This is a genomic window from Caviibacterium pharyngocola (assembly GCF_002795405.1).
Taxonomy (GTDB): Bacteria; Pseudomonadota; Gammaproteobacteria; order Enterobacterales; family Pasteurellaceae; genus Caviibacterium; species Caviibacterium pharyngocola.
The window spans coordinates 159620-183036 of sequence record NZ_PHGZ01000004.1 but is presented as its reverse complement, the minus strand read 5'-3'; the positions used below and the strand labels follow the sequence as shown (position 1 = coordinate 183036).

General features: G+C 45.1%; 24 protein-coding genes. 13 read left to right on the top strand and 11 right to left on the bottom strand.

All coding sequences use genetic code 11. The annotated features are described in order from the left end of the window. Positions 1–14: 14 nt before the first annotated feature. From ygfZ to CVP04_RS02295, 3 genes are all read right to left on the bottom strand, one after another. The gene (gene ygfZ / locus CVP04_RS02305; RefSeq protein WP_100295910.1) at positions 15–857 is read right to left on the bottom strand and encodes a CAF17-like 4Fe-4S cluster assembly/insertion protein YgfZ; all 843 of its coding nucleotides are present in this window, start codon (positions 855–857) and stop codon (positions 15–17) included. A 13-nt stretch (positions 858–870) separates the two neighbouring features. Next, a complete protein-coding gene (locus CVP04_RS02300) occupies positions 871–1734 on the bottom strand; it encodes a YicC/YloC family endoribonuclease (RefSeq protein ID WP_100295909.1) in 864 nt (287 codons plus the stop codon). 304 nt (positions 1735–2038) lie between these two features. After that, positions 2039–2293, bottom strand: a complete 255-nt coding sequence (locus CVP04_RS02295; protein WP_100295908.1) for an EexN family lipoprotein — start codon at positions 2291–2293, stop codon at positions 2039–2041. Positions 2294–2447: 154 nt separating this feature from the next. Between CVP04_RS02295 and rph the strand changes: the two genes are divergently transcribed. From rph to dusC, 4 genes are all read left to right on the top strand, one after another. Further along, positions 2448–3164, top strand: a complete 717-nt coding sequence (gene rph / locus CVP04_RS02290; RefSeq protein WP_100295907.1) for a ribonuclease PH — start codon at positions 2448–2450, stop codon at positions 3162–3164. Positions 3165–3174: 10 nt separating this feature from the next. After that, entirely contained in the window at positions 3175–3819 is a 645-nt protein-coding gene (pyrE, locus tag CVP04_RS02285) for an orotate phosphoribosyltransferase (RefSeq protein WP_100295906.1), read from the top strand. A 116-nt stretch (positions 3820–3935) separates the two neighbouring features. Continuing rightward, positions 3936–4823 carry a co-chaperone DjlA gene (gene djlA, locus CVP04_RS02280; protein WP_100295905.1) on the top strand — a complete coding sequence of 296 codons (888 nt, stop codon included), beginning with the start codon at positions 3936–3938 and terminating at the stop codon, positions 4821–4823. Positions 4824–4832: 9 nt separating this feature from the next. Further along, on the top strand, positions 4833–5762 hold the full coding sequence (gene dusC / locus CVP04_RS02275) for a tRNA dihydrouridine(16) synthase DusC (protein ID WP_100295904.1): 930 nt from the start codon (positions 4833–4835) through the stop codon (positions 5760–5762). Between the two features lie 80 nt (positions 5763–5842). Here the strand turns inward: dusC and CVP04_RS02270 are convergent, their stop codons facing one another. The 3 genes from CVP04_RS02270 to CVP04_RS02255 form a co-directional block, all read right to left on the bottom strand. Further along, a complete protein-coding gene (locus tag CVP04_RS02270; RefSeq protein ID WP_100295903.1) occupies positions 5843–6829 on the bottom strand; it encodes an amidohydrolase family protein in 987 nt (328 codons plus the stop codon). A 301-nt stretch (positions 6830–7130) separates the two neighbouring features. Continuing rightward, positions 7131–8876: a DUF3413 domain-containing protein gene (locus tag CVP04_RS02260; protein ID WP_100295901.1), complete on the bottom strand. Its 1746-nt coding sequence runs from the start codon at positions 8874–8876 to the stop codon at positions 7131–7133. 9 nt (positions 8877–8885) lie between these two features. Next, positions 8886–9107 (bottom strand): YejL family protein, encoded by a 222-nt coding sequence (locus CVP04_RS02255; RefSeq protein WP_100295900.1) that lies wholly within the window; start codon positions 9105–9107, stop codon positions 8886–8888. A gap of 155 nt (positions 9108–9262) precedes the next feature. Between CVP04_RS02255 and yejK the strand changes: the two genes are divergently transcribed. The 4 genes from yejK (at position 9263) to cpxA (ending at position 12975) form a co-directional block, all read left to right on the top strand. After that, positions 9263–10282 carry a nucleoid-associated protein YejK gene (gene yejK / locus CVP04_RS02250; RefSeq protein ID WP_100295899.1) on the top strand — a complete coding sequence of 340 codons (1020 nt, stop codon included), beginning with the start codon at positions 9263–9265 and terminating at the stop codon, positions 10280–10282. 65 nt (positions 10283–10347) lie between these two features. Next, positions 10348–10761 (top strand): outer membrane protein assembly factor BamE, encoded by a 414-nt coding sequence (gene bamE / locus CVP04_RS02245; RefSeq protein WP_100295898.1) that lies wholly within the window; start codon positions 10348–10350, stop codon positions 10759–10761. A gap of 79 nt (positions 10762–10840) precedes the next feature. After that, on the top strand, positions 10841–11548 hold the full coding sequence (locus CVP04_RS02240) for a response regulator (protein WP_100295897.1): 708 nt from the start codon (positions 10841–10843) through the stop codon (positions 11546–11548). Positions 11549–11580: 32 nt separating this feature from the next. Beyond that, positions 11581–12975, top strand: coding sequence for an envelope stress sensor histidine kinase CpxA (gene cpxA, locus CVP04_RS02235; RefSeq protein WP_100295896.1), 1395 nt, complete (start codon positions 11581–11583; stop codon positions 12973–12975). 278 nt (positions 12976–13253) lie between these two features. Here the strand turns inward: cpxA and CVP04_RS02230 are convergent, their stop codons facing one another. The 5 genes from CVP04_RS02230 to dnaA all read right to left on the bottom strand — a co-directional run bounded on the left by CVP04_RS02230 (position 13254) and on the right by dnaA (position 19029). Beyond that, positions 13254–14561, bottom strand: coding sequence for an MFS transporter (locus CVP04_RS02230; RefSeq protein WP_100295895.1), 1308 nt, complete (start codon positions 14559–14561; stop codon positions 13254–13256). Positions 14562–14577: 16 nt separating this feature from the next. Beyond that, positions 14578–15285 (bottom strand): 7-cyano-7-deazaguanine/7-aminomethyl-7-deazaguanine transporter, encoded by a 708-nt coding sequence (locus CVP04_RS02225; RefSeq protein ID WP_100295894.1) that lies wholly within the window; start codon positions 15283–15285, stop codon positions 14578–14580. A 184-nt stretch (positions 15286–15469) separates the two neighbouring features. Further along, a complete protein-coding gene (gene recF / locus CVP04_RS02220; protein WP_100295893.1) occupies positions 15470–16546 on the bottom strand; it encodes a DNA replication/repair protein RecF in 1077 nt (358 codons plus the stop codon). A 6-nt stretch (positions 16547–16552) separates the two neighbouring features. Then, positions 16553–17653: a DNA polymerase III subunit beta gene (gene dnaN / locus CVP04_RS02215; RefSeq protein ID WP_100295892.1), complete on the bottom strand. Its 1101-nt coding sequence runs from the start codon at positions 17651–17653 to the stop codon at positions 16553–16555. Between the two features lie 11 nt (positions 17654–17664). Next, positions 17665–19029 carry a chromosomal replication initiator protein DnaA gene (gene dnaA / locus CVP04_RS02210; protein ID WP_100295891.1) on the bottom strand — a complete coding sequence of 455 codons (1365 nt, stop codon included), beginning with the start codon at positions 19027–19029 and terminating at the stop codon, positions 17665–17667. A gap of 409 nt (positions 19030–19438) precedes the next feature. On the opposite strand from dnaA, the gene rpmH reads away from it, so the two are divergent. The 5 genes from rpmH (at position 19439) to mnmE (ending at position 23361) form a co-directional block, all read left to right on the top strand. Beyond that, positions 19439–19573 (top strand): 50S ribosomal protein L34, encoded by a 135-nt coding sequence (gene rpmH, locus CVP04_RS02205; RefSeq protein WP_005539760.1) that lies wholly within the window; start codon positions 19439–19441, stop codon positions 19571–19573. A 15-nt stretch (positions 19574–19588) separates the two neighbouring features. Next, positions 19589–19957 (top strand): ribonuclease P protein component, encoded by a 369-nt coding sequence (gene rnpA, locus CVP04_RS02200; protein ID WP_100295890.1) that lies wholly within the window; start codon positions 19589–19591, stop codon positions 19955–19957. Then, positions 19912–20172, top strand: coding sequence for a membrane protein insertion efficiency factor YidD (yidD, locus tag CVP04_RS02195; RefSeq protein ID WP_100295889.1), 261 nt, complete (start codon positions 19912–19914; stop codon positions 20170–20172). Before rnpA ends, yidD begins: the two co-directional genes overlap by 46 nt. Then, entirely contained in the window at positions 20172–21806 is a 1635-nt protein-coding gene (gene yidC, locus CVP04_RS02190) for a membrane protein insertase YidC (protein ID WP_100295888.1), read from the top strand. Before yidD ends, yidC begins: the two co-directional genes overlap by 1 nt. A 199-nt stretch (positions 21807–22005) precedes the next feature. Beyond that, complete coding sequence (gene mnmE / locus CVP04_RS02185) at positions 22006–23361, top strand: tRNA uridine-5-carboxymethylaminomethyl(34) synthesis GTPase MnmE (RefSeq protein ID WP_100295887.1); 1356 nt, start codon at positions 22006–22008, stop codon at positions 23359–23361. Positions 23362–23417 lie beyond the last annotated feature (56 nt).

The window sequence follows — 23417 nt, the reverse complement described above, 5'->3', positions numbered from 1 at the left end:
TTAAGCGGAACAAATTATTCCGCAAGCGAATAAGGCAGCGGATAAAGGGTTAAAATTTCACCTTCCGGCAGGCGATAAAGCGTTTCGGCGTCCGTTTGATTGGACACGATTGCTTGCAACCATAAAACTCCGGCAAAATTGACCGCACTTAAAATCGTACCGGTGCGACGCCAACCGCTTTCTAACTGCATTTCCAATTCTCCGCCGATTTCAGGTAATACCGTTTCGGAAAGTGCGGTGCTTTTTAGGTAAAAAGTTTGCATTGCTCGTTTATTGGCACCACGATATTTCGCGCGCGCTACGGTTTCTTGTCCGATATAACAGCCCTTGCTAAAAGAAATCGCTCGCTCAATACATTGCAAATTTAACGCTTGCGGAATAAATTCATTCTGCGCTTTGGCGCCAAGAATCGGATAACCTTGTTGTATATCGGCGAGATCCCAGCTTTCCGCCTGCGCATCCGCTTGAATTTTTTCATTCGGATTAATTAAAATTCGGCGATTTTCGGCGATAGTTAGGCTAAATTCGGCGGAAATCTGGCATTCTTCGTCGAGCACGCCAACGAGTTCGCAATCAACGAACTCAAAGGTAACTTTTGAAAAAACCGCATATTTTTTCAGTTGATCTAAGGCGCTTGTCAATAATTCTTGGCGAATAATCAGGTAAAACTCGGATTCCGTCACACGAAACAGGCGAAAAATCGAACTCATTTTGCCTTTCGGATCGCAATGCGCCGTTAGCGTAGATTCGCCGACGGCTAATTCGATGACATCGGCGGTGAGTTGTCCCTGTAAAAATTTTTCCGCATCTTCGCCTTGGGCGCGAATCAAGCGATATTGAGTTAAGTTGATTTTCATCCTTCGGCGTTCCTTATTCCAGATTTTGAATTTGTTCGCGCATTTGTTCGATTAACACTTTGAGTTCCACGGCGGAAGCGGTAATGTCGGCGTTAATGGATTTTGACGCCAAGGTGTTACTTTCACGATTGAGTTCTTGCATCATAAAATCCAATTTGCGCCCGACAGCGCCGCCTTTTTTCAAAATGGATTGCGTTTCTTTCACGTGCAGTTGCAGGCGATCCAATTCTTCCGCCACGTCAATACGTTGGGCGAGCAGCACAATTTCTTGTTCCAAACGTTGTGGATCCGCTTGCACTTGGATTTCGTCGAAACGTTGTTGCAAACGTTCGCGCTGCCATTGCAAAATCTCCGGCATTTTTGACCGCACTTTTTCCGCCTCGGCGGAAATCGAAGCTAAACGTTGTTGCAATAAATCCTGCAATTTTTCCCCTTCGCGCGCGCGCATTGCGATGAAATCCTGCAATAATTCATCAAAGGCGGCGAGCAAATCTTGACCGATCAAATCCAAATCTTGTTCCGGCGTTTCCACCACACCCGGATAGCGCAATACGTCGCTCGGATTGATTTCGCCTTCGCCGGCTTGTTGTTTGATCCATTGTAAGGAACGAATCACTTGTTGCGCTAATTCTTGATTCAGATTCAACGCTGAGGCATTTTGTTTTTTATTTTCAATGCGCAAGCTGCATTCGATTTTGCCGCGCGTGAGATTTTGACGTAATTTTTCGCGTAACGGATTTTCCAAGCCGCGAAATTGTTCGGGTAAACGGAAAAAGTTTTCTAAATAACGTTGATTAACCGAGCGAATTTCCCAAACGGCATCACCCCAGTCTTTTTTGATTTCAATGCGTGCGAACGCGGTCATACTGTAAATCATATTTTTTCCTTATTTTGCATATCAATTTACTGCGATTATTGTACTGAGAAATTGCGGCGGTGTCAGGTTTACGCGAAAAAAAACGCAGATTTTATCTCTACGTTCAGTTTGTTGACAAAGTTTTTTATTATTGGGGCGTATACCATACGCCCCTACATAAACATCATAACATTTTGATTTATAATAGATTTTTGATTTTACCGTAGGGGCGTATGGTATACGCCCCTTTCGCATCATAGGTTTGTCAGTAGTCTAAACGCAGATTTTATCTCTGCGTTCTTTCGCGTATTAAGCTCGGTGCGGTTTAATCCTCCTTGCCTAATTCTCGGAGTCTTTTTTCGCTCAACACTAAACCGTGTTCAACTAAAAAGATGTAGTCTTTCGCCGTTTCCAGCGTTTGACATTTTTTTGATGAAGCCGGTAATTTGCCGTTATTGCAATCCTGTGCATCGACTTCCAGCACGTCTTGATTCTGCATATAGAAATAGACGGTTTTTTCGGGCTTGTCACATCCTAATAACAAAGCACCGAAACATAACATTAATGTTGCGTTTTTCACTTTCCCCTCCTTGTGAGGCGCTTAGCATAACCTAATTATTCAAAAAAAAAACGGTTCCTGTCAAGGAAAAAATTAGCTTTTGCGAAATTTCGTTTCTGCGCTTTTGCGTGTTAAAATGACCGCACTTTTATGCTAAAAAACAAAGGAATTTTTAATGCGTCCGAATGAAAGAGCGTTTAATCAACCTCGTCCGATCAAAATTACCCGTCATTACACCAAACACGCCGAAGGCTCTGTGTTGGTGGAATTCGGCGAAACCAAAGTGATTTGCACCGCCACCGTAGAAGATACCGTGCCGCGCTTTCTAAAAGGCTTGGGACAAGGCTGGGTGACGGCAGAATACGGAATGTTGCCACGTTCCACTCACAGCCGTATGCAACGTGAAGCGGCAAAAGGCAAGCAAGGCGGCAGAACAATGGAAATCCAGCGTTTAATCGCCCGTTCTTTGCGCGCGATGGTGGATTTGCAAGCCTTGGGCGAACGTTCCATTACTTTGGATTGCGATGTGATTCAAGCGGATGGCGGCACGCGCACGGCATCTATTAGCGGTGCGTGCGTGGCGCTGATTGATGCCATTAACGGCTTAGTGGCGAACGGCAGCCTAAAAACCAATCCGATTAAAGGCTTGGTGGCGGCGATTTCCGTCGGAATCGTCAACGGCGAAGCGGTGTGCGATTTGGAATATGTCGAGGACAGCGCGGCGGAAACCGATATGAACGTCGTAATGTTAGAGGACGGTCGAATGATCGAAGTGCAAGGCACGGCGGAAGGCGAACCGTTCAGCCACGAAGAATTATTAACGTTGCTAGATTTGGCGAAACAAGGCTGCGAACAAATTTTTGCCGCACAACGTCAGGCATTAGCGGAATAAGGAGCGGACAATGCAAGATTATAAACGCGAATTTATCCGCTTTGCTTTAAGCCGTAATGTGTTGCGTTTCGGCGAGTTTACTCTTAAATCCGGTCGAATCAGCCCGTATTTTTTCAATGCGGGATTGTTTAACACCGGCGCGGATTTAGCCCGTTTAGGCGATTTTTATGCCCAAGCGGTGCACGCCGCCGGTTTGGATTACGATGTGATTTTCGGTCCGGCATACAAAGGCATTCCTATCGGCACGACCTTATCCGTCGCCTTATTTAACCGTTTTAATTTGGACAAACCGGTGTGCTTTAACCGCAAAGAAGCCAAAGATCACGGCGAAGGCGGCAATTTAATCGGCAGCCCGTTGCAAGGCAAGGTTTTGCTGGTGGATGACGTGATCACCGCGGGCACGGCGATTCGCGAAGCGATGGATTTAATTTCGGCGAATCAGGCGAAATTAAGTGCGGTGGTGATTGCATTAAATCGTAAAGAACGCGGCACAGGGGAACTCTCCGCGATTCAAGAGGTCGAACGTGATTATCAGTGCAATGTGCTGTCGATCATCGATTTGGACGATTTATTGCGGTTTATCGAGCAAGATGAAAATTATCGTCAACACTTACCGGCGATGCGCGCATATCGTGCGCAATACGGCGTTGAATAAACCTCATTAAAGTGCGGTGAATTTTTATTGCGTTTTCGCGAAGGATTGATAATGCGAAAAACGCCTAAATTTAAACGAAAAACAGACCGCACTTTTTAGCTTATTTGGAGAAACGAATGAATTTTATCGGAAAATTATTAGGATTTATTATCGGTTGGCGATTCGGCGGCTTATTCGGCGCCATTGTCGGCACCATTTTGGGGCATATCGCGGATAAGAAACTCTATGAATTGGGCAGTGTAAATTCAAGTTTTTTCAAAGGAAAAATGACGCGTCAATCCTTGTTTATGCAAACCACTTTCGCCGTGTTGGGGCATTTAAGCAAATCCAAAGGGCGCGTGACGGAAGACGACATCGCTTTGGCGAACAGTTTAATGCAGCAAATGAAATTGGACGATGCCAATCGTAAATTAGCGCAAGCCGCCTTCAGTCGCGGCAAAGACGCGGATTTTCCGATTCGCCAAGTGATCCGCGAATTTCGTTTGGGCTGCGGACAACGCGCCGATTTATTGCGAATGTTTTTGACCATTCAAGTCAAAGCCGCTTTTGCCGATGATCATTTGCACGATAACGAAAAAGAAGTGCTGTTTGTGGTTGCTGAAGAATTGGGCTTGTCGCGTTTTCAATTCGAACAGCTGCTAATGGCGGAATTAGCAGCACGTCAATTTAGCCGCGGCGGGTTCTATTATGAACAAACCGGCGGCTATCAAAACGGTGGTTATCAGCAACAGGGCGGCGGTTATCAACAAGGAGGCGGCTATCAGCAAAGTTATCAACGTTCAAACGGCCCGACCTTAGACGACGCCTATAAAGTGCTGGGCGTGTCGGAAAATGATGATCGCAATACGGTGAAACGCGCTTATCGTCGATTAATGAACGAAAATCATCCGGATAAATTGGTTTCCAAAGGATTACCGAAGGAAATGTTGGAAATGGCGAAAGAAAAAGCCCAGCAAATTCAGGCGGCGTATGATCTGATTTGCAAAGCCAAAGGCTGGAAATAATTTCCCGTAATGCGCGTTATTCTGGCTCCGATGCAGGGTGTACTGGATCCGCCCGTGCGTCAATTATTAACCGAAATTAACGAATATGATCTGTGCGTTTCGGAATTTGTTCGCGTCGTCGATCAATTATTGCCGAGCAAAACCTTCTATCGGCTTTGTCCCGAACTCTACAACGGCGACAAAACGCCTTCCGGCACGCCGGTACGCGTACAATTATTAGGGCAACATCCGCAATGGCTGGCGGAAAATGCGCAACGCGCCGTGGAATTGGGTTCTTTCGGCGTGGATTTTAACTGCGGTTGCCCTTCTAAAACTGTCAACGGCAGCCACGGCGGTGCTTCATTATTAAAACAACCCGAATTAATTTATCAAGCGGCAAAAGCCATCAGACAAGCGGTACCGGCGCATTTACCGGTAAGCGTTAAAGTGCGCTTGGGCTGGGATAATGATCTCAGCGCCTTTGAAATCGCCGACGCCGTACAACAAAGCGGCGCCGATGAAATCACCATTCACGCCCGCACCAAAACCGACGGTTATCGCGCTGAGCGCATTAATTGGGCGAAAATCGACGAAATTCGGCGCAAATTAACCATTCCCGTCATCGCGAACGGTGAAATTTGGCATTGGCAAGACGGTGAAAATTGCCGTAATCTCAGTGGTTGCCAAGATCTAATGGTCGGACGCGGTGCGCTTAATATCCCGAATTTAAGTAAGGTGTTGAAATATCGCGAAGATAAATTGCAGTGGAGCAGCGTGTTGCCGATTCTTATTCGCTACGCCGAGGTGGAAAATCCGTTCGACAGCGGTTTTTATCACATCGCCCGTATTAAACAATGGCTGCAATATTTAAAGAAAGAATATCCCGAAGCCGTCGCCTTATTCGAACGAATCAAAACCGCACAAACCGCCGAAGAATTAAGAGAAAGACTTGCGGTATAAAGAATAGAAACAAGAAAAAATGCGGTGAAATTTCACCGCACTTTCGCTTGAACGCTATGTTTGCGTCACGCAACTATAGGTTAATCTAAACCCAATACTTTTCTGCCGTTGATGCTGGCGATGTTGACCATTGCGTCTAAATCCGGAAAGCGGCAGCCGGCGGCGAGCAGGCTGAGTTCTTGCCACATATCGCCTTCGCATAACGGTACCATATAATCGCAAATATTATCCGTACCGATTGCTACGGTGATACCTTCCGGAATCATTTCGTCCGCCGGTGTTAAGGCGTTATGGAAAGGTTGCAAATCATCTTTACGATGGCTGTCGATCCACGCCATCGGGCAGGCGATCATCATCATTTGCGCTTGGCGCATTTTTTCATAGAGTTTATAGCGGTATTCTCTGGAATGAGCGCCGATAGAAATGCCGTGAATACCCACGACGCGACCTTGCATACCGTGTTCGATGGTTTTATCGCAAAGCTGTTCCGTTTCTTTTTCCGTCGGTGTGTTGAATTGGTCAACGTGGACGTGGCACATAATGCCGAGAGATTTGGCTTTGTCCAACAAAATATCCATCGCTTCCAAACCGCGACCGTAATCCAACTCGTCGCGATAAGGCAAGCCGCCGATCATATCCACCATTTCCGAACCGATGTCGAACCATTTACGCGCGGTCGGTTCGATCACGCCTTTTAAGGTTTGGTTGGCGAATTTTAAAATAATGTCGTGTTTATAAACTTCTCGCGCTTTGTGGGCGGCGATAATGGCGCGATCTTCGCAAATCGGATCGATATCTACAAAGGTACCGAAGGCGGTGACACCTTGGGAAATCATTAGTTCGATGGATTGACAAAAACGGGCGTAATAATCGTCCACACTGGATGTGCGTTTAACTTCATCCACCAAATCCCATTTTTGTTGTAAATTGCTGCTGTGATAAATGCCGATTTTTTCCGGTGTCATCGTAAAGGCGCGGTCGGCGTGTGCGTGTGCGTTAACCCAGCCGCCTTTTTTAATAATTTCATCTCTAATGTAGGTTTTAAAACTACGAACGTGGTTTTTCATAAATTCTCCGTGCTAAATGAGGAATTAAGGTGGCGGACCGGTTGTTGCAGATATGAAAAAATCCCAAAAGTCGGGATCTTGTTATTAAGCGAAAATAGAATTGCATTCAATGAATTACGGGATTCATCGATGAGTTTGATTGCAATGTTATGAAAAATTCTCGGATTTTTAATTAATAACATTATATCTTGTCCTAACATAAGGTCGGTTAAGCTTCGACCAGATACTAGGACGATAGTATAAGTGGTTCAAAATTAAAAATATAATCGGTTTTAACTATCAGTTATCAAATATTGCGTCGTTATTTTTCGAAGAACGAATCTTCTTGATTAAACACTTCCAAAAATAAGCCGAGCGGCGGATGAGTGGAGGACGCTTTGTTATAAGTGCGGTCATATTTTTGATAGTTTCCGCGTCGATCGATATGGAATTGCGTACCGTCCGGCGTGATGATAACGTTCCAGCGATAATTCCCCGCTTGCACCCAGTTTCGTTCTTGTTGCGCATCGAATAAATCGTAACCCTGCGCGTAGTCGCTCACTGGATTTTCCGCGCGGAAAACCTGTTTCATTAATGCCGGCAGCAAATCCGTATGCGAGGTGAGTTTATCGATCTCACCGCGTGCCAAATGCGACCAACGCACGATCATCGGCACTTGAACTTCATCGCGGGCGAAATAATTCGCTTGTTGTTTTTCGTCCAAATTAAGGAAGTTATAACCGTGCTCCGCCGTGATGATGACAAGCGTGTCCTCACTTTCATCGGTAAGCGCTTCGTTTAATAGGCTATCGATTTCGCGTAAGGCGAGGGCATAACCTGTTTCATTTAATCCCGTTTCAACGGATAAGCTTAAATAGGCGAAATACGGTTTATCGCTTTGTTGCGCTTGTTTTCGCCATTGAATAAAACGCGCGGTTTCCGATTGATTATCCCCTTGGCGTGCGCCGAGTTTATTTTTAGGGAAAATCCCTTGGCGGAAAAGCGGCGATTTGAATTGATCGGCAGAGAATAAGCCGATTTGATATTCATTATTCTGGCGCAACCGCTCCATTAGCACTGAACGAGTTTTGTTGCTTAATAAACTGTCGGTGTAATTGGCGGTTAATCCGTAGAATAAACCGGTTAAACCGCTGTTGTTATCGTTGCCCGTGCTGTAGTGATTGATATAGCGCGTCGCTTGTTGCGCGAAGGCGTTGAGTTTCGGCATTTTGTCCGCGCGGACGGCATCGGCGCGTAAACCGGACACGGTAATCAATAGGATATTGGTTTTTTCTTTGACCTCGCCGAAACGTAACGCGTGTTTCGGATAATCGATTTTCGCCGCTTCCGGACGACCTTCCCATTCAAGGGTGTGGCTGTATTGGGTTTTATCTAAGAATCCGTGTTTTTCCAAGAAAGAACGCGCCGTCATCGGATAAGATAGCGGAAAATTGGATTTTTGCATTGTAATCGGACGATAAATATAAGCATCCGCCCACGCATAAATTAAGTGTGTGGCAGTGAAGGCGCAAACAAAAAATATGCCCACCGCTTTTAACCATTTTTGTCGTTCGAGACTGCGCAATTTTTCCCAAGACCAGCGGGAAAAAAGCATTTGTAACAGCAGAATCGTCGGCATTGCGGTGAAGAAGATTTGCCAGTTGCGCGAAAGTTCGCCGTTTTCCGGATTGACCAATAAATTCCACACCACGGAGGAAAGGTGTAAATTAAAACGCGAGAATACTTCCGTATCCACCAATAATAAGGTGACGCAAAGAGTGGAAAAAATCACGCTTAAACCGCGAAAAGTGCGGTTGTTTTTGACAATAAAACTGAGCGGGAAAATAATCAGCAGATAAAAAGCGAAAACGATGAAACTGAAATGCCCCAATAGGCTCACGAAAAAATACAATCTGCCGAATAAGGTATCCGGCCAGTCGATGATAAAGGCATAACGCGAGCCGATAATAATTGCCCAGAGGATATTAAAAAACGTAAACCAATGACCCCACGAAATTTTTCGCGAGGTTTCTTCTCGATATTGTTTGCCGTTTTTAATCCAGAACATTCGCGCGTCTTATTTGCTGTCTTTCACGGAATTAAGTAAGGCGTCGGAGAACGCTTGCGCTAATGCCACGCGTTGATTTTTGCCGACGCTGCCGATTAATAAATTGCTGACCGTATTGCCCAACACAATCAAAGACAAATCTACCGGCGCTTGGTGTTTTTCAAGGACGGCGATGATGTCGCTGACAATGTGATTAACTTGTTGATCTTGATATTTCGAATGTTTTGCCATAATGAGTTCTGCGAATTTCGTTCGTTATCATCGCCTGTGATGGAGGCGGTTTTGTTTTGCAAACGAGAATAATTTTGCATATCCTAGCATATTTTTATAAAAGTGCGGTTATAATATGCGATAAAATTTTTATTCTATGCTATGCGGAATTTATAATGAGCATTATTGTCGAGCAAGTCGTTTTACATCAATTAATCAAGTCACCCTCTGAATCGGAACAATCCCGTTTATCCGTGCAATTACGCGACGAGTTGTTAAGTGTTACGCCGGAAGCGGAACAAATGATGTTGCAGCTACATCAAGGTTATCAAAACAAAGCGAAAGGTTACGGTGTGTTTAACGCCTCGTCGGTTTTTGCGCAACTGTTGAATCGGGTATTGGAAGGCGAAAGCGATTTTTTATCTTTTAGCTGTCGTGCGGCGGAATTATTGGCGCAAGAATTAGGCAAATACGCATTTGCCGATGAAGGCACGTTAATTTTGTGTCGATATAATTTTTTGGCGACGGATTATTTGTTTATCGCTTTATTAGACAGCCGAGTCAGTATGCTGGTGGATGAAAATTTGGATATTCGCCGCACGCAATACTTGGAAATGACGCAATTCGATATTGCGGCGCGGATTAATTTGACCGATTTGCGTTCTTCAGCCGATTCCGATCGCTATTTAACTTTTGTAAAAGGACGAGTCGGGCGCAAAATCGGCGACTTCTTTATGGAATTTTTAGGTGCGGAAGAAGGATTGAATCCGCAAGTGCAAAACCAATGTTTATTGCAGGCGGTAAGCGATTATTGCGAGCAAGGCGAATTAAGCGGCACGCAAACCCAAGCGGTGAAAAAACAAGTGTTCGATTATTGCAAAGGGCAAATTAATGCCGGCGAAGAAATCGAACTTACGGAACTTTCTTCGGCGATTCCCACTCTAAATGAACGGCCTTTCATCGATTTCGCCGCCGAGCAAGATTACGGTTTGGCGTCGTCGATTCCGCCGGTTCGTTCCGCGTTAAAAACCTTAACGAAATTTTCAGGATCGGGAAAAGGCGTGACAATCAGTTTTGATGCCGAGTTAATGGATCAACGAGTTATTTGGAATGAAGCCGAAGATTCTTTAATTATCAAGGGATTACCGGCGAATTTGCGCGATCAGCTGCAACGTCGGCTAAAAGATCAGAATTAATTTGGCAATCCGATTAACTTTAGGTATTATCAATTATTATTTGCAGGGTATAAAAAGGTAAAAATATGCAATTAAAATCCGTGGCGGTCGCCGTCGTGTTCGCATTAAGTTTAACCGCTTGTTCCACAGTAAACAAAATCGTTTATCGTATCGACGTGCCGCAAGGTAACTATTTGGAAGCGTCGAAAGTTTCGCAAGTGAAAGTCGGTATGAACGCGCAACAAGTGCAATATTTGTTAGGGACGCCGGTCTTGGTCGATCCGTTTAGCAATAATACTTGGTATTATGTTTTCTTAAATCAAAAAGCCTACGAAACGCCGGAACAACATACCTTTGTGGTTAATTTCGATTCGCGCGGCATCGTGACCTCGGCGGATTTGGACAAGCCGTTGCCCGACGTAGAAAAGCCGGAAGTCAATAACGCGGTAATCAACGCAACAGAAGGGCAAAGCAAAAGTTGGTGGCAATTCTGGAAATAATAGGATGCATTATAAGAAAAACAGCGGCAAGGCTGTTTTTCTTGTAAAAACGGCGTGATGAATATAAGGAATAATTGATATGGCTAAACTTTTATTGGTTGATGACGATGTTGAGCTGGTCGAATTGTTAGCCGAATTATTAAAACTGGAAGGGTTTGAAGTGGATACCGCTAACAATGGTCAGCAGGCGTTGGATAAAATCGATGCCGGTTATGATCTTGTGTTGTTGGATATTATGATGCCCGTATTAAACGGTATCGAAACCTTGAAACAATTAAGACAACGTTTTTCCGTACCGGTAATGATGTTAACCGCCAGAGGCAATGAAATCGATCGTGTATTAGGCTTGGAGCTCGGCGCCGACGATTATTTACCGAAACCCTTCAACGATCGAGAATTGGTCGCCAGAATTAAAGCGATTTTACGCCGAACCGCCGCAGCAACACCGACAGCTACGGAAAATAAAATGCAAGAAGAAAGTCAATGCGTTGAATTTTGCGGATTGATTTTATATCCGGGTCGCCAACAAGCGATTTACGAAGGTCTGGATTTGGAATTAACCGGTACGGAATTTGCTTTATTACAAATTCTTATCGCGAATCCGGGACAAATTTTATCGCGCGAATATTTAAGTATGGAAGTGCTCGGCAAACCGTTAATGCCGTTTGACCGTGCCATTGATATGCATATGTCTAATTTGCGTAAAAAATTACCGAAACGAACCGATGAAATTTCTTGGTTTAAAACCTTGCGCGGCAGAGGTTATTTGTTGGTTGCGGAGAAATAAACCGAAGGCGGTTTGTTTATGATGGTTTCTCTATGAAATTAAGAACGGTTTCCCTGATTAATGCGCTTTCGACGCGTATCTTCGCCTTGTTCTGGCTGTCTTTCCTATTGTTATTCGGATTAGCCTTTTTTCTACCGCACTTTGATTCGCGCATTTATTCCGAGTTAACCAGCGAAGAAGTGTCGGGTTATCACCGAGAAATTTCTTCCGCTATTCGTAGTAATCACCTATCCCATATTCTATCCGGTGCACCGGTTTTTCCTTCCGATAAATTTGATGGCGTGCATCCGGTGTTGGTCGATCAAAAAGGGCGAATTTTAGGCGCCAGACGTGAAGAAATCGCACCAATCCAACAATTTATGTATCAATCTTCCACACCGTTGCGTCCGTTAAAAAAGAACTTTTATGACATCCAAGTCGCCGGCCCCTTTATCGTGCACATTAATATGGGCGAGGATATGCCTTATTTCCTCTATTTTCTTAGCCGTGTGAACGCGCAAAAAGAAATCGTCACCTTTATTTTTGATCACCCGCTAGTGTTGATTATCGTGATTATGGCGATTTCCACGCCTTTATTATGGTGGTTGTCGCGCAGTATCGGGCGACCGCTGCGCAATTTGCAAAGTGCGGCGAACGCCGTTGCTTTGGGGGATTTTAAAGCGGATAAAAAATTGGAAACCCAAGGTACGATCGAGCTGCGTCAGGTCGGACAAAGCTTTAACCGAATGACCGATGCGTTAGACGATTTGTTATCTAATCAACAATCGCTTTTATCTTCGATTTCACACGAATTACGCACACCGTTAACGCGTTTGCAGCTTGCTTTGGCATTATTACGCCGTCGTGTCGGCGAAGGCGCGGAAACCGCGCGTATCGAAAAAGAAGCGGAACGCTTGGATGAAATGATTAACGATTTGTTGCTGCTTTCCCGTCAACAACTGAACAGCCATATTTTGCGTTCGATTTTTCCGATTACCGAATTATGGACGGATATTATGAATGACGCCGCATTTGAAGCGGAGCAAAAAAATCTGCAATTTAGTATCAAGCAACTAATCTATTCGCCGGAACGATATTATTTAAACGGTAATAAAGGGCTCTTAACCAGTGCCGTCGAAAATATCGTGCGCAATGCGTTGAAATATACCAAATCCTGCATTGAAGCCACCATTTGCTTACAAGAAAATACGCTATTTATCGCCATCGACGATAATGGCAGCGGCATTCCGGAAAAAGAATACGAAAATATTTTCAAACCTTTTTATCGCGTTGACGAAGCTCGCACGCGAGAAACCGGCGGCACCGGCTTGGGCTTGGCGATTGTCGCTAACGTAGTGAAAGAACATCAAGGTACGGTCTGGGCGGCGCAAAGTCATTTAGGCGGTTTGCGTGTGGTGATTCGTTTGCCGTTGTGGATTTCTCAATAAAAACGACCGCACTTTTGCTTGAAATTCGAAGAATTTCATTTCCACACATAATTCGCAATCAGCAAAAAACCACCCAAGTGCGGTGGTTTTTTGCGTTGTTTTGTTCTAAGAATCAGTGTTAACAACAAAGCGGCATAATGTGGTTCGGTTTGGTACAACCTGATAACATAGTTTACATATTAACCCGAAGACATCGTTTATATTTATTTGTAAACCCTCAGTTAAAAAATATAAATTTATCATCAGTCTAACGCCGCATAATGCGGCTTAACAAAAAATTAAAGCGAGGTTAATGCGCTTTTACGACGTAAGAAAAATAGCGCGGCGGTAGAAAGTAATAACACAAAACCGACGCCGATATACAGATTTTGTTTTTCCCAACCTTGATCGAGCAATATGCCGGCGATGGTCGGGGCGAGAATGGCGCCGATACGACCGATACCGATTGACCAGCCCACGCCGGTGCTACGAATGTCCGGTGCGTAAATACTCGGATTCAAGGTGTAAAGCCCGCTGATACAACCGTTCATTAATGCGCCGACCAAAATACCGAACAGCATTGCCAACCAAAGCACTTGCGCCGATAAAATAAAGGCGATGACTACGCAAGCCGAGGCGACGGTAAATAACATTAAAACGCCGCGTGCCGACCAGCGGCTTGCCAGTAAGCCGTAAAGCAGTGCGCCGCAAGTGCCGCCTAAGGAAATCATCATTCCGACGCTGACGCTTTGCTCCGTCGTCATTCCTGCTTCTTTCAGCAGAGCGGGCGTCCACGAACTAACGAAATAAAAACTGAACATAATGGCGAAAAAAGCCGTCCAAATTAATAAGGTCGAGCGGCGATATTGCTGTCCGAATAGTTGCGCGATCGGCAGTTTTTTCTGTGTTTTTTCCGTTTTTTCCGGTAATGACCAATGTTCGGAAAAGCCCATTTTTGCCAAAATGCGGTTAAGGCGGGCTTCGGCGTTTTTCGGTTGTTTACCGATTAAATAATCGATGGATTCCGGTAGCCAAACCAACAATATGACAAAGCATAACCCGGTTAAAATCGCACCGGCGAGGAATACGGCGCGCCAGCCGTATTCCGCTTGCAACATTACCGCGAACATTCCGCCTAATACTGCGCCGACACCGAAACCGGCGGCGTAAATGCTGATGGCAAGACTACGCCATTTGCGGGAAGAATATTCGCTGGTCAGTACGTTAGTACCGACTAAAATGCCGCCGACGCCTAATCCGGTGATCACGCGCCAGAATCCCAACATTTCGTGCCCGCTAATCAAGGCGGAGCCGAGCATTCCGATTGCCGACAGTGCGACGGCGATTAAAATTAACGGACGGCGTCCGATTTTATCCGCGAAAGGCGCTAAAAACAATGAACCGGCAGCCATTCCGAACAGTCCGGCACTGAGCAGATAACCCAATTCGATACCGCTTAAGCCGAATTCGGCACGGATAGCGCTAGCAGTGAAAGCGAGCGCTAACACATCGAATCCGTCTAATAAATTCATCACCGCCGCCATTATGACGATCATCCATTGGTACGCGCCCATCGCGCCGTTATCAATCGTTTCTCTAAGGTTCATTGTGTTTCCTGTTTATTTATGCCGGTTGGGTTGCGGCGGTTAATAGTTGTAATTTGCGTAAAATAAGGTTCAGCACGACACCGTAAGCCGGAACGAACAGCACGATGCCGACAAATAATTTAAATAAATAATCGACGAATCCCAGTTGCATCCAATGTTCCGCCATAAAGGGATCGCTGCTGGCGTAAAAGGCGACGGCAAAGAATAAAAAGGTATCTGCCATCGAGCCGAAAATCATTGAGCTACTCGGTGCAATCCACCAAGTTTTCAAGCGGCGTAAGCGATTGAATACTAACACATCCAATAATTGCCCGAAGACATAGGCGACAAAACTGGCGACGGCGATACGAAAGACGAAACCGTTAAATTCGCTTAATGCGCCGAATCCTTGATATTGGGCATCGGAAAATAGGGTGGAAATTACATAACTGATGATCAACGCCGGAAACATTACGGCAAAAATAATCCAACGAGCTTCTTTCGCACCGAATACGCGCACGGTTAAATCCGTGGCGAGAAAGATAAACGGGAATGTTAACGTACCCCAAGTGCTATGGAAAGAAAAATCTTCGGCAAAACCGAGACCTGTCAGCGGCAGGCGCACTTCAAAAGGAATTTGAACTAAATAGTTACTCGCGGCAATAATAAAGATATGGAAAAAACTCAATATCACTAAAGCATTGCGTTTTTGTTGATCATTAAAGATCGAAAAGGTTTGTTTCATTTCGTGTCCTTTTTAAATGTGAAAATTGGGGTGAGGGAACCCAAAGATGATTTTGTAAATAAGAAACGCAAAATAATACTGGATTACAAAAATAATTCAACAATCGGCGGGAAATTTCCGAATGAAAGCGGATTTTTTTGAAAAAGTGCGGTGGTTTTTTGCCGAATTTTTTAGTTTGATAAGCTTAAAGCAAGCGAATGTTGCCGTTCTCTACGCTAAAAGTGCGGTGGTTTTCCGGCTGCATTTGTTTAAGCTGATCTTGTGTGATCGCCGTGACAAACACTTGCGAGCCGTTTTGTTGTAAACGTTCCGCCAACAAGGCGCGTTTATATTGATCCAATTCCGAGGCGAAATCATCGATCAAAAAAATGCAATGGCGATTTTTCTGTTGCATTAAATGTTCGCCTTGCGCCAAGCGTAAAGAACACATTAATAATTTTAATTGCCCGCGCGACAATACGTCTTCCACCGGTAAGCCGTTGGCTTTAAAGCGAAAATCCGCTTTTTGCGGGCCGGAAAAGGTGTAACCCAAGGCACGATCCCGTTCGAAATTCTGTTGCAATAAATCCGCATAATCGGTTTGTTTGTCCCAACCTTGATAAAATCCGAGCGAAATTTCCAGTTCAGGGAGAAATAGTTTGCAAGTTTGTTCGATATCCGGACGTAGTGCCTCGGCATAAGCGGCGCGCCATTGGCTGACTTGGTAGGCGGTTTTTACTAATTCGACGTCCCAAATTTTTAATTCCGCATAGGATCGAACTTGCTGTAACGCCGAATTACGTTGTTTTAATAAGCGGTTTAAATTGCTCCACGCCGAATAGAACGTGTTGTGGTGATGAAATAATCCCCAATCTAAAAACGCACGTCGATAAGAAGGTCCGCCGTTCAGTAAGGTTAAGCCTTCGGGCGTGATCACTTGCATCGGCAATAATTGCGCCAGTTCGGAAAGTTTGGCGGCGTCTTCGCCGTTGATTTTTATTTGCGTGTTACCTTGGCGCGGTTTTTGTAATCCGACCGACCAATGATGTTGCTGTTCTTGGATTTTTCCGTGTAGGGTAAAGTGCGGTTTATCGTAAGAAATAATTCGATTTGCCACCGCACTTTTAAAAGAGCGTCCGTGCGCCAGATAAAAAAGCGCTTCCAAGAGACTGGTTTTGCCGCTGCCGTTATTGCCGACTAAAAAGTTAAAGCCGTGATCAAATTCAAGATCGACGGCTGTTAAATTGCGAAAATGTTCAATAATAAGACGGGAAATTGCCATAAAAAATTATAAGCGCATCGGCATAATCACATATTCGGCGCTGGCGTCTTCCACATCTTCAATCAAACAGCTTGAAGAAGCATCGGTTAAACGAATTCTGACTTGGTTGCATTTCAATGCGTTGAGCACGTCGAGAATATAGCTGACGTTAAAGCCCACTTCCATTTCGTCACCGCTGTAAGATACATCGATAATTTCTTCGGCGATTTCTTGTTCCGGATTGGTGGCGGTGACGGTCAGTTGATTATCGGCAAGTTGCAAACGCACGGTGCGAACTTTGTCGTTCGATAAAATCGCTGCGCGCGCGAAGGCTTGTTTTAAGGTTTCCCAGTTGCCGACCATAATGCGTTGTGCGTTGCGCGGTAATACGCGGCGATAATCCGGAAAACGACCGTCGATAAGTTTGGAGGTGAAAATAATATTGCCGAGATCGATGCGTAAATTGTTGGTGCCGATTTGTAAGCGCGCGGGTTGATCCGTCGCTTCAAGCAAGCGTGCCAGTTCCAACACGCCTTTGCGTGGCAAAATCACCGAATGGGCTTGCAAATCTTGTTCTAACGGAATGGTGCAAACCGCGAGGCGGTGCCCGTCGGTCGCCACGGTTCGCAACAAATTGCCTTCCGTTTCGAATTTCATTCCGTTTAAGAAATAGCGCGCATCTTGGTTCGCCATCGAAAATTGCGTCGCTTCGATTAAACGGCGCAAGGTGGCTTGGGTTAACGAAAAATCCACTTCAGATTGCCAATCCGCTAAATTCGGGTATTCGTCGGCGGGTAATGTGGTCAGGTTGAATTTACTGCGACCGGAACGCACCAAGGCGCGATCCTCTTCAAAGGTGACGGTAATATCCGCATCGTCGGCAAAACTGCGGCAAATATCCAGAAACTTTTTCGCCGGAATAGTAAATTGCCCGTCTTGATTGCTGTCGGACAGTTGCGCCTGCGTGGAAAGTTCCACTTCCAAATCCGTACCGGTAATGGTTAAACGGTTGCCTTCGATATGTAATAACACGTTATTCAATACGGGAATGTTCGGACGACCGCTAAGTACGCCGCAAACTTGTTGTAAGGGTTTTAACAGATTTTCTCGTGAAACGGTAAATTGCATAGTTCAGTCCTTTATGCTGATAAAGTACGGATAAGATTTGACCAATCTTCCTGAATATTATTATCTTGTTCTTTTAATGTCGCAATAGTTCGACAGGCGTGAATTACGGTAGTGTGATCGCGATCACCGAATGCCTTGCCGATTTCCGGATAACTGCGGTTGGTTAATTCTTTCGACAGCGCCATTGCCAGCTGACGCGGGCGCGCCACGGAGCGTGAGCGGCTTTTGGATTTTAAATCCGCCACTTTGATACGATAGTATTCCGCCACGACTTTTTGGATGTTATCCACCGTCACCAGTTTATCTTGCAGCGCGAGCATATCTTTTAAGGCTTCGCGCACAAAATCAATGGTAATGGCTTTGCCGGTAAACTCGGCGTTAGCGTGCACTCGATTTAACGCCCCTTCCAATTCGCGAACGTTGGTGCGCAATTTCTGCCCGATAAAAAACGCGATTTCTTCGGGTAATTGCATTTTCTTTTCTTCCGCTTTTTTCAATAAAATCGCGACGCGCGTTTCTAATTCCGGCGGTTCGATGGCAATACTTAAGCCCCAACCGAAACGAGATTTCAAGCGATCTTCGATTTTTTCAATTTCTTTCGGATAGCGGTCGGAGGTCAAAATAATTTGCCGACTGCTTTCGAATAAGGAATTGAAAATATGGAAAAATTCTTCTTGCGTGCCGTCTTTTCCGGCAAAGAATTGAATATCGTCAATTAATAAAGCGTCCAAAGTGCGGTAGAATTTTTTAAAGTTTTCCATTTTATCCGCTTTGAGGGCTTTAACGTATTCTTGCATAAAGCGCTCGGCGTGGATATAAATCACGCGCGCTTTCGGATTGCCGGCAAGAATGCCGTTGCCCACCGCGTGCAGCAAGTGGGTTTTTCCTAATCCGGTGCCGCCGTATAAAAACAGCGGATTGGCACTTTGTTCGCCCGGATTATTTGCTACTTTTTGCGCCACGGCACGAGCTAATTGATTGGATTTACCTTCAACGAAGTTGTCAAAAATATGCTTGACGTTTAAATTGGAACGATAAGCCGGTTGCGCCTCTTCCGTCGAAACGGCGGCGATTGATGCGGCGGCGACGGGTTCAATCGTTGCCGGCGCTTCTTTAACCGGTTTGGATCCGACTTGAACTTTGACGACGAACTCGGCGTTTCGGCTGAATTGCGCGGCTAATTTGGTGATCAGATCCAAATAATTATCCACTACCCATTTTTGTACGAATTGGTTTGAAGCGTAGAGCACCATCAGGTTGTCGGATTCTTCATCCGCTTGCAACGGGCGTAGCCAAGTGCTGAAATCCACCGGCGAAATTTGATCCTGTAATTGTAAAAGGCAAGCTTGCCAAAGCGAAGAAGAGTTCGTTTTCATTGTTATATTATCTTTCTTTATTAATCAAATTATTGTAGGGCGAGTCGAGCCGCCGAATGATGTTTTTGGAAAATTGCGGACGGATATCCGCCAGACGAATTACTGAAAATTTCGCCTCATTCTACAATAAAGTCGATCAAAGATCTTCAGAAAAGGATCAAAAAAAGTGAAAAACCTTGCTTGAGATTTTCCGCAAAAAACGTATAATTCCACCCGCTTTTATGCTTGTCGGCGGGAAAAGTGAAAATTTATCCTTCAATTTGCCCGTTGTGATTTGACGAACGACGAATTTCAGATTACAATTCCGTTCCTTATTTTTGATAACGCTTGTTTCAAGTATCTCTGTTTTTGGCTATCTAAACGTCAAAAGCAACTGGTTAAACAATTTTGATTTAGGTAGATTATAGTTATGAAACGTACATTCCAACCTTCCGTATTAAAACGCAGCCGTACTCACGGTTTCCGTGCGCGTATGGCAACTAAAAACGGCCGTCAGGTTTTAGCTCGTCGTCGCGCTAAAGGTCGTAAAAGTTTATCCGCGTAATCCGACCTTATCGGTGTGATTAAGCTAAACTTTTCTCGGGAGTTACGATTGCTAACTCCCGTTCAATTTAAATTCGTTTTTCAACAGCCGCTCCGTGCGAGCAGTCCTGAACTTACCATTCTTGCCCGTCCGAATAACTTAACGCATAGCCGTTTGGGTTTAACCGTCGCAAAAAAACATCTGAAACGCGCCCACGATCGAAATCGGATCAAACGTGTGTGTCGCGAAAGCTTTCGTTTGACGCAACATCGTTTGCCGCATTGCGATTTTGTCATTGTGGCGAAACAAGGCATCGGCAAATTGGATAACCGCACGTTATTTACAACCTTGGATAAATTATGGCATCGCCACATTCGATTGGCTCAAAAATCCTCATCGGCTTGATTCGTTTCTATCAAATTGCGATTAGCCCGATGATCGGCCCGCGTTGTCGCTTTACCCCGACCTGTTCTTGTTACGGAATCGAAGCGTTAAAAATTCACGGACCGTTAAAAGGTAGTTGGCTTACCGTCAAACGTATATTAAAATGTCATCCTTTACACGCGGGTGGATACGATCCTGTGCCACCGAAGATTAATAACAAAAAAGAGAACAAATAATGGATTCAAGACGTAGCCTGTTAGTGCTCGCACTACTCTTTATTTCTTTTCTTGTTTATCAGCAATGGCAGCTGGATTATCACACGCCGAAGCCTGTTGCGAGCGAACAAGTACAAACTCAAACCCAAGCCTCCGATGTGCCGTCAAGTTCCGCATCGTCCGCCTCGACGATTGCCGGCGATACGCAAGTGAAAGGTCGGGTGATTACGCTTGAAAACGATGTGTTTCGTTTAAAAGTGGATACCTTGGGCGGGGATGTCATCGGCTCCGAATTATTAAAATACGATGCGGAATTGGATTCGAACACACCGTTCGCGTTGTTAAAAAATACGCCGGAACACGTTTATATTGCGCAAAGCGGTTTAATCGGTAAAGACGGTATCGACAGTAAAGCCGGTCGTGCGGCTTATCAAATCGAAGGCGACGCCTTTAAACTTGCCGACGGTCAAAACGAATTGTCCGTACCTTTGGTGTTTGAAAAAGACGGCGTGATTTATCGCAAAATTTTTGTGTTAAAACGCGGCGAATATGATGTTGCGGTGAATTTTGAAATTCAAAACCAAAGCGACAGAACCATTGAAGTGGAACCTTACGCCCAATTACGCCACACTTTAGTGGAAAGTTCCGGCAGTATGGCTATGCCGACTTATACCGGCGGCGCTTATTCTTCTTCCGAAACCAATTATAAAAAATACAGTTTCGAAGATATGGAAAAAGCCAATTTATCCGTCAGTACCAAAGCGGGTTGGGTCGCTGTGTTACAGCATTATTTCGTTTCCGCGTGGATCCCGAATCAAGATGCGGATAACCAACTTTATACCTTAACGGATAAAGCGAATAATCTCGGTTCTATCGGTTATCGCGGACCGATTTCCACTGTGCCGGCAGGTGCAACGGAAACGATCACGGCAAAATTATGGACCGGTCCGAAATTGCAAGATCAAATGGGCGAAGTGGCGAATCACTTGGATTTAACCGTGGATTACGGTTGGGCGTGGTTTATTGCGAAGCCGCTATTCAAATTATTGACCTTTATTCAAAGTTTAGTGCATAACTGGGGTTTGGCGATTATCGGTGTTACCTTGGTGGTGAAAGCGATTTTATATCCGCTAACCAAAGCGCAATATACCTCAATGGCGAAAATGCGGATGTTGCAACCGAAAATGCAAGAAATGCGCGAACGTTTCGGTGAAGATCGTCAACGTATGAGCCAAGAAATGATGAAACTGTATAAAGAAGAAAAAGTAAATCCGCTCGGCGGCTGCTTACCGATTCTTCTGCAAATGCCGATTTTCATCGCCTTATACTGGACGTTTATGGAAGCGGTAGAATTGCGCCACGCACCATTCTTCGGCTGGATTCAAGACTTATCGGCGCAAGATCCGTATTACATTTTACCGATCCTAATGGGCGCCTCTATGTTCTTGCTACAAAAAATGTCGCCGACACCGGTGGCCGATCCGATGCAACAAAAAGTAATGACCTTTATGCCGTTGATTTTTATGGTATTCTTCTTGTTCTTCCCAGCGGGTCTAGTGTTATATTGGTTGGTCTCCAACTTAATTACGATCGTTCAACAACAGTTGATTTATCGTAGTTTAGAGAAAAAAGGGTTACATTCCCGCAGTAAATAATTTAATTTATTGATTTTTAATATATTTATTATTTATATCGTAGGGGCGTATGGCATACGCCCTAACCAAAAAATATTTTGTCACAGTCTGAAAGGTATCGAACTAAGATACCTTTTTGTTTATGCAAAAAAGATCAATTTAAATGACCGCACTTTTCGTTAAATTCGGAAAAAAAGTGCGGTGGATTTGAGAGTGTTATATGAAAGAAACCATTGTGGCGCAAGCCACGCCGATAGGTCGCGGTGGGGTCGGGATTTTACGCGTGTCGGGGCCTTTGGCGACGACGGTGGCGCAAGCCGTACTTGGCAAAACCTTGGCGCCGCGAATCGCTAATTATCTGCCGTTTAAAGACACGGACGGTACGGTATTGGATCAAGGTATTGCGCTGTTTTTTAAAGCGCCGAATTCGTTTACCGGCGAAGATGTGTTGGAATTGCAAGGACACGGCGGGCAAATCGTTTTGGATTTATTGCTCAAGCGTATTTTACATATTCAGGGCGTGCGTTTGGCGCGTCCGGGCGAATTTTCCGAACAAGCGTTTTTGAATGACAAATTGGACTTGGCTCAAGCGGAAGCCATTGCCGACTTGATCGACGCCAGTTCCGAGCAAGCGGCGCGTTCGGCATTGAAATCCCTGCAAGGTGAATTTTCAAATAAAATCAATCGATTAGTGGATAGCGTGATTTATCTGCGCACTTATGTGGAAGCCTCGATCGATTTTCCCGATGAAGAAATCGATTTCCTCGCTGATGGAAAGATCGAGGGGCATTTACGCGATATTATCAGTCAACTGGAGCAAGTGCGCGCGGAAGCTAAACAAGGTTCGATCTTACGCGAAGGAATGAAAGTGGTGATCGCCGGGCGTCCGAATGCGGGCAAATCCAGCTTATTGAATGCCCTTGCCGGACGTGAAGCCGCGATTGTGACCGACATTGCCGGTACGACACGCGATGTTTTGCGCGAGCATATTCATATCGACGGAATGCCGCTGCACATTATCGACACGGCGGGCTTGCGCGATGCCACCGATGAAGTGGAACGAATCGGGATCGTGCGCGCGTGGAACGAAATCGAACAGGCGGATCGAATTCTATTGATGTTGGACAGCACGGATTCGACGCAAAATCTCGCTCAAGTGCGGTCAGAATTTTTAACGAAATTGCCGACGGACATTCCCTTAACCATTGTGCGCAACAAAGCGGATTTAAGCGGTGAAAAAGAAGGCATTGAAGAATCCGAAGGTTATACGATTATTCGGTTGTCGGCGAAAACTCAAGTCGGCGTGGAAATATTGCGCGAGCATTTGAAACGTACAATGGGCTATCAAAGCGGCACCGAAGGCGGGTTCTTGGCGCGTCGTCGCCATTTGGAGGCGTTGGAAAATGCGGCGCAACATTTGCAAACGGGATTAATTCAATTAACCGAGTTTCACGCCGGCGAATTATTGGCGGAAGAATTGCGCATCGTGCAAAATTATCTCGGCGAAATCACCGGACAATTTACCTCCGATGATTTGTTGGGTAATATTTTCAGTTCGTTTTGTATCGGTAAATAAGTTTTTTCGGATTCGGGCGCAGCGTGAAATATTCAATGCGCCCGAATTTTTTGCAT

Bases quoted from the DNA above. Each gene is read 5' to 3' on its own strand.
- dusC (WP_100295904.1), top strand. From the start codon at position 4,833: ATGCGCGTTATTCTGGCTCCGATGCAGGGTGTACTGGATCCGCCCGTG.
- rph (WP_100295907.1), top strand. From the start codon at position 2,448: ATGCGTCCGAATGAAAGAGCGTTTAATCAACCTCGTCCGATCAAAATT.
- rpmH (WP_005539760.1), top strand. From the start codon at position 19,439: ATGAAACGTACATTCCAACCTTCCGTATTAAAACGCAGCCGTACTCAC.
- cpxA (WP_100295896.1), top strand. From the start codon at position 11,581: ATGAAATTAAGAACGGTTTCCCTGATTAATGCGCTTTCGACGCGTATC.
- yidC (WP_100295888.1), top strand. From the start codon at position 20,172: ATGGATTCAAGACGTAGCCTGTTAGTGCTCGCACTACTCTTTATTTCT.
- CVP04_RS02240 (WP_100295897.1), top strand. From the start codon at position 10,841: ATGGCTAAACTTTTATTGGTTGATGACGATGTTGAGCTGGTCGAATTG.
- dnaN (WP_100295892.1), bottom strand. From the start codon at position 17,653: ATGCAATTTACCGTTTCACGAGAAAATCTGTTAAAACCCTTACAACAA.
- CVP04_RS02300 (WP_100295909.1), bottom strand. From the start codon at position 1,734: ATGATTTACAGTATGACCGCGTTCGCACGCATTGAAATCAAAAAAGAC.
- CVP04_RS02225 (WP_100295894.1), bottom strand. From the start codon at position 15,285: ATGAAACAAACCTTTTCGATCTTTAATGATCAACAAAAACGCAATGCT.
- CVP04_RS02260 (WP_100295901.1), bottom strand. From the start codon at position 8,876: ATGTTCTGGATTAAAAACGGCAAACAATATCGAGAAGAAACCTCGCGA.
- CVP04_RS02255 (WP_100295900.1), bottom strand. From the start codon at position 9,107: ATGGCAAAACATTCGAAATATCAAGATCAACAAGTTAATCACATTGTC.
- pyrE (WP_100295906.1), top strand. From the start codon at position 3,175: ATGCAAGATTATAAACGCGAATTTATCCGCTTTGCTTTAAGCCGTAAT.
- CVP04_RS02270 (WP_100295903.1), bottom strand. From the start codon at position 6,829: ATGAAAAACCACGTTCGTAGTTTTAAAACCTACATTAGAGATGAAATT.
- mnmE (WP_100295887.1), top strand. From the start codon at position 22,006: ATGAAAGAAACCATTGTGGCGCAAGCCACGCCGATAGGTCGCGGTGGG.
- dnaA (WP_100295891.1), bottom strand. From the start codon at position 19,029: ATGAAAACGAACTCTTCTTCGCTTTGGCAAGCTTGCCTTTTACAATTA.
- yejK (WP_100295899.1), top strand. From the start codon at position 9,263: ATGAGCATTATTGTCGAGCAAGTCGTTTTACATCAATTAATCAAGTCA.
- CVP04_RS02230 (WP_100295895.1), bottom strand. From the start codon at position 14,561: ATGAACCTTAGAGAAACGATTGATAACGGCGCGATGGGCGCGTACCAA.
- recF (WP_100295893.1), bottom strand. From the start codon at position 16,546: ATGGCAATTTCCCGTCTTATTATTGAACATTTTCGCAATTTAACAGCC.
- bamE (WP_100295898.1), top strand. From the start codon at position 10,348: ATGCAATTAAAATCCGTGGCGGTCGCCGTCGTGTTCGCATTAAGTTTA.
- ygfZ (WP_100295910.1), bottom strand. From the start codon at position 857: ATGAAAATCAACTTAACTCAATATCGCTTGATTCGCGCCCAAGGCGAA.
- djlA (WP_100295905.1), top strand. From the start codon at position 3,936: ATGAATTTTATCGGAAAATTATTAGGATTTATTATCGGTTGGCGATTC.
- yidD (WP_100295889.1), top strand. From the start codon at position 19,912: ATGGCATCGCCACATTCGATTGGCTCAAAAATCCTCATCGGCTTGATT.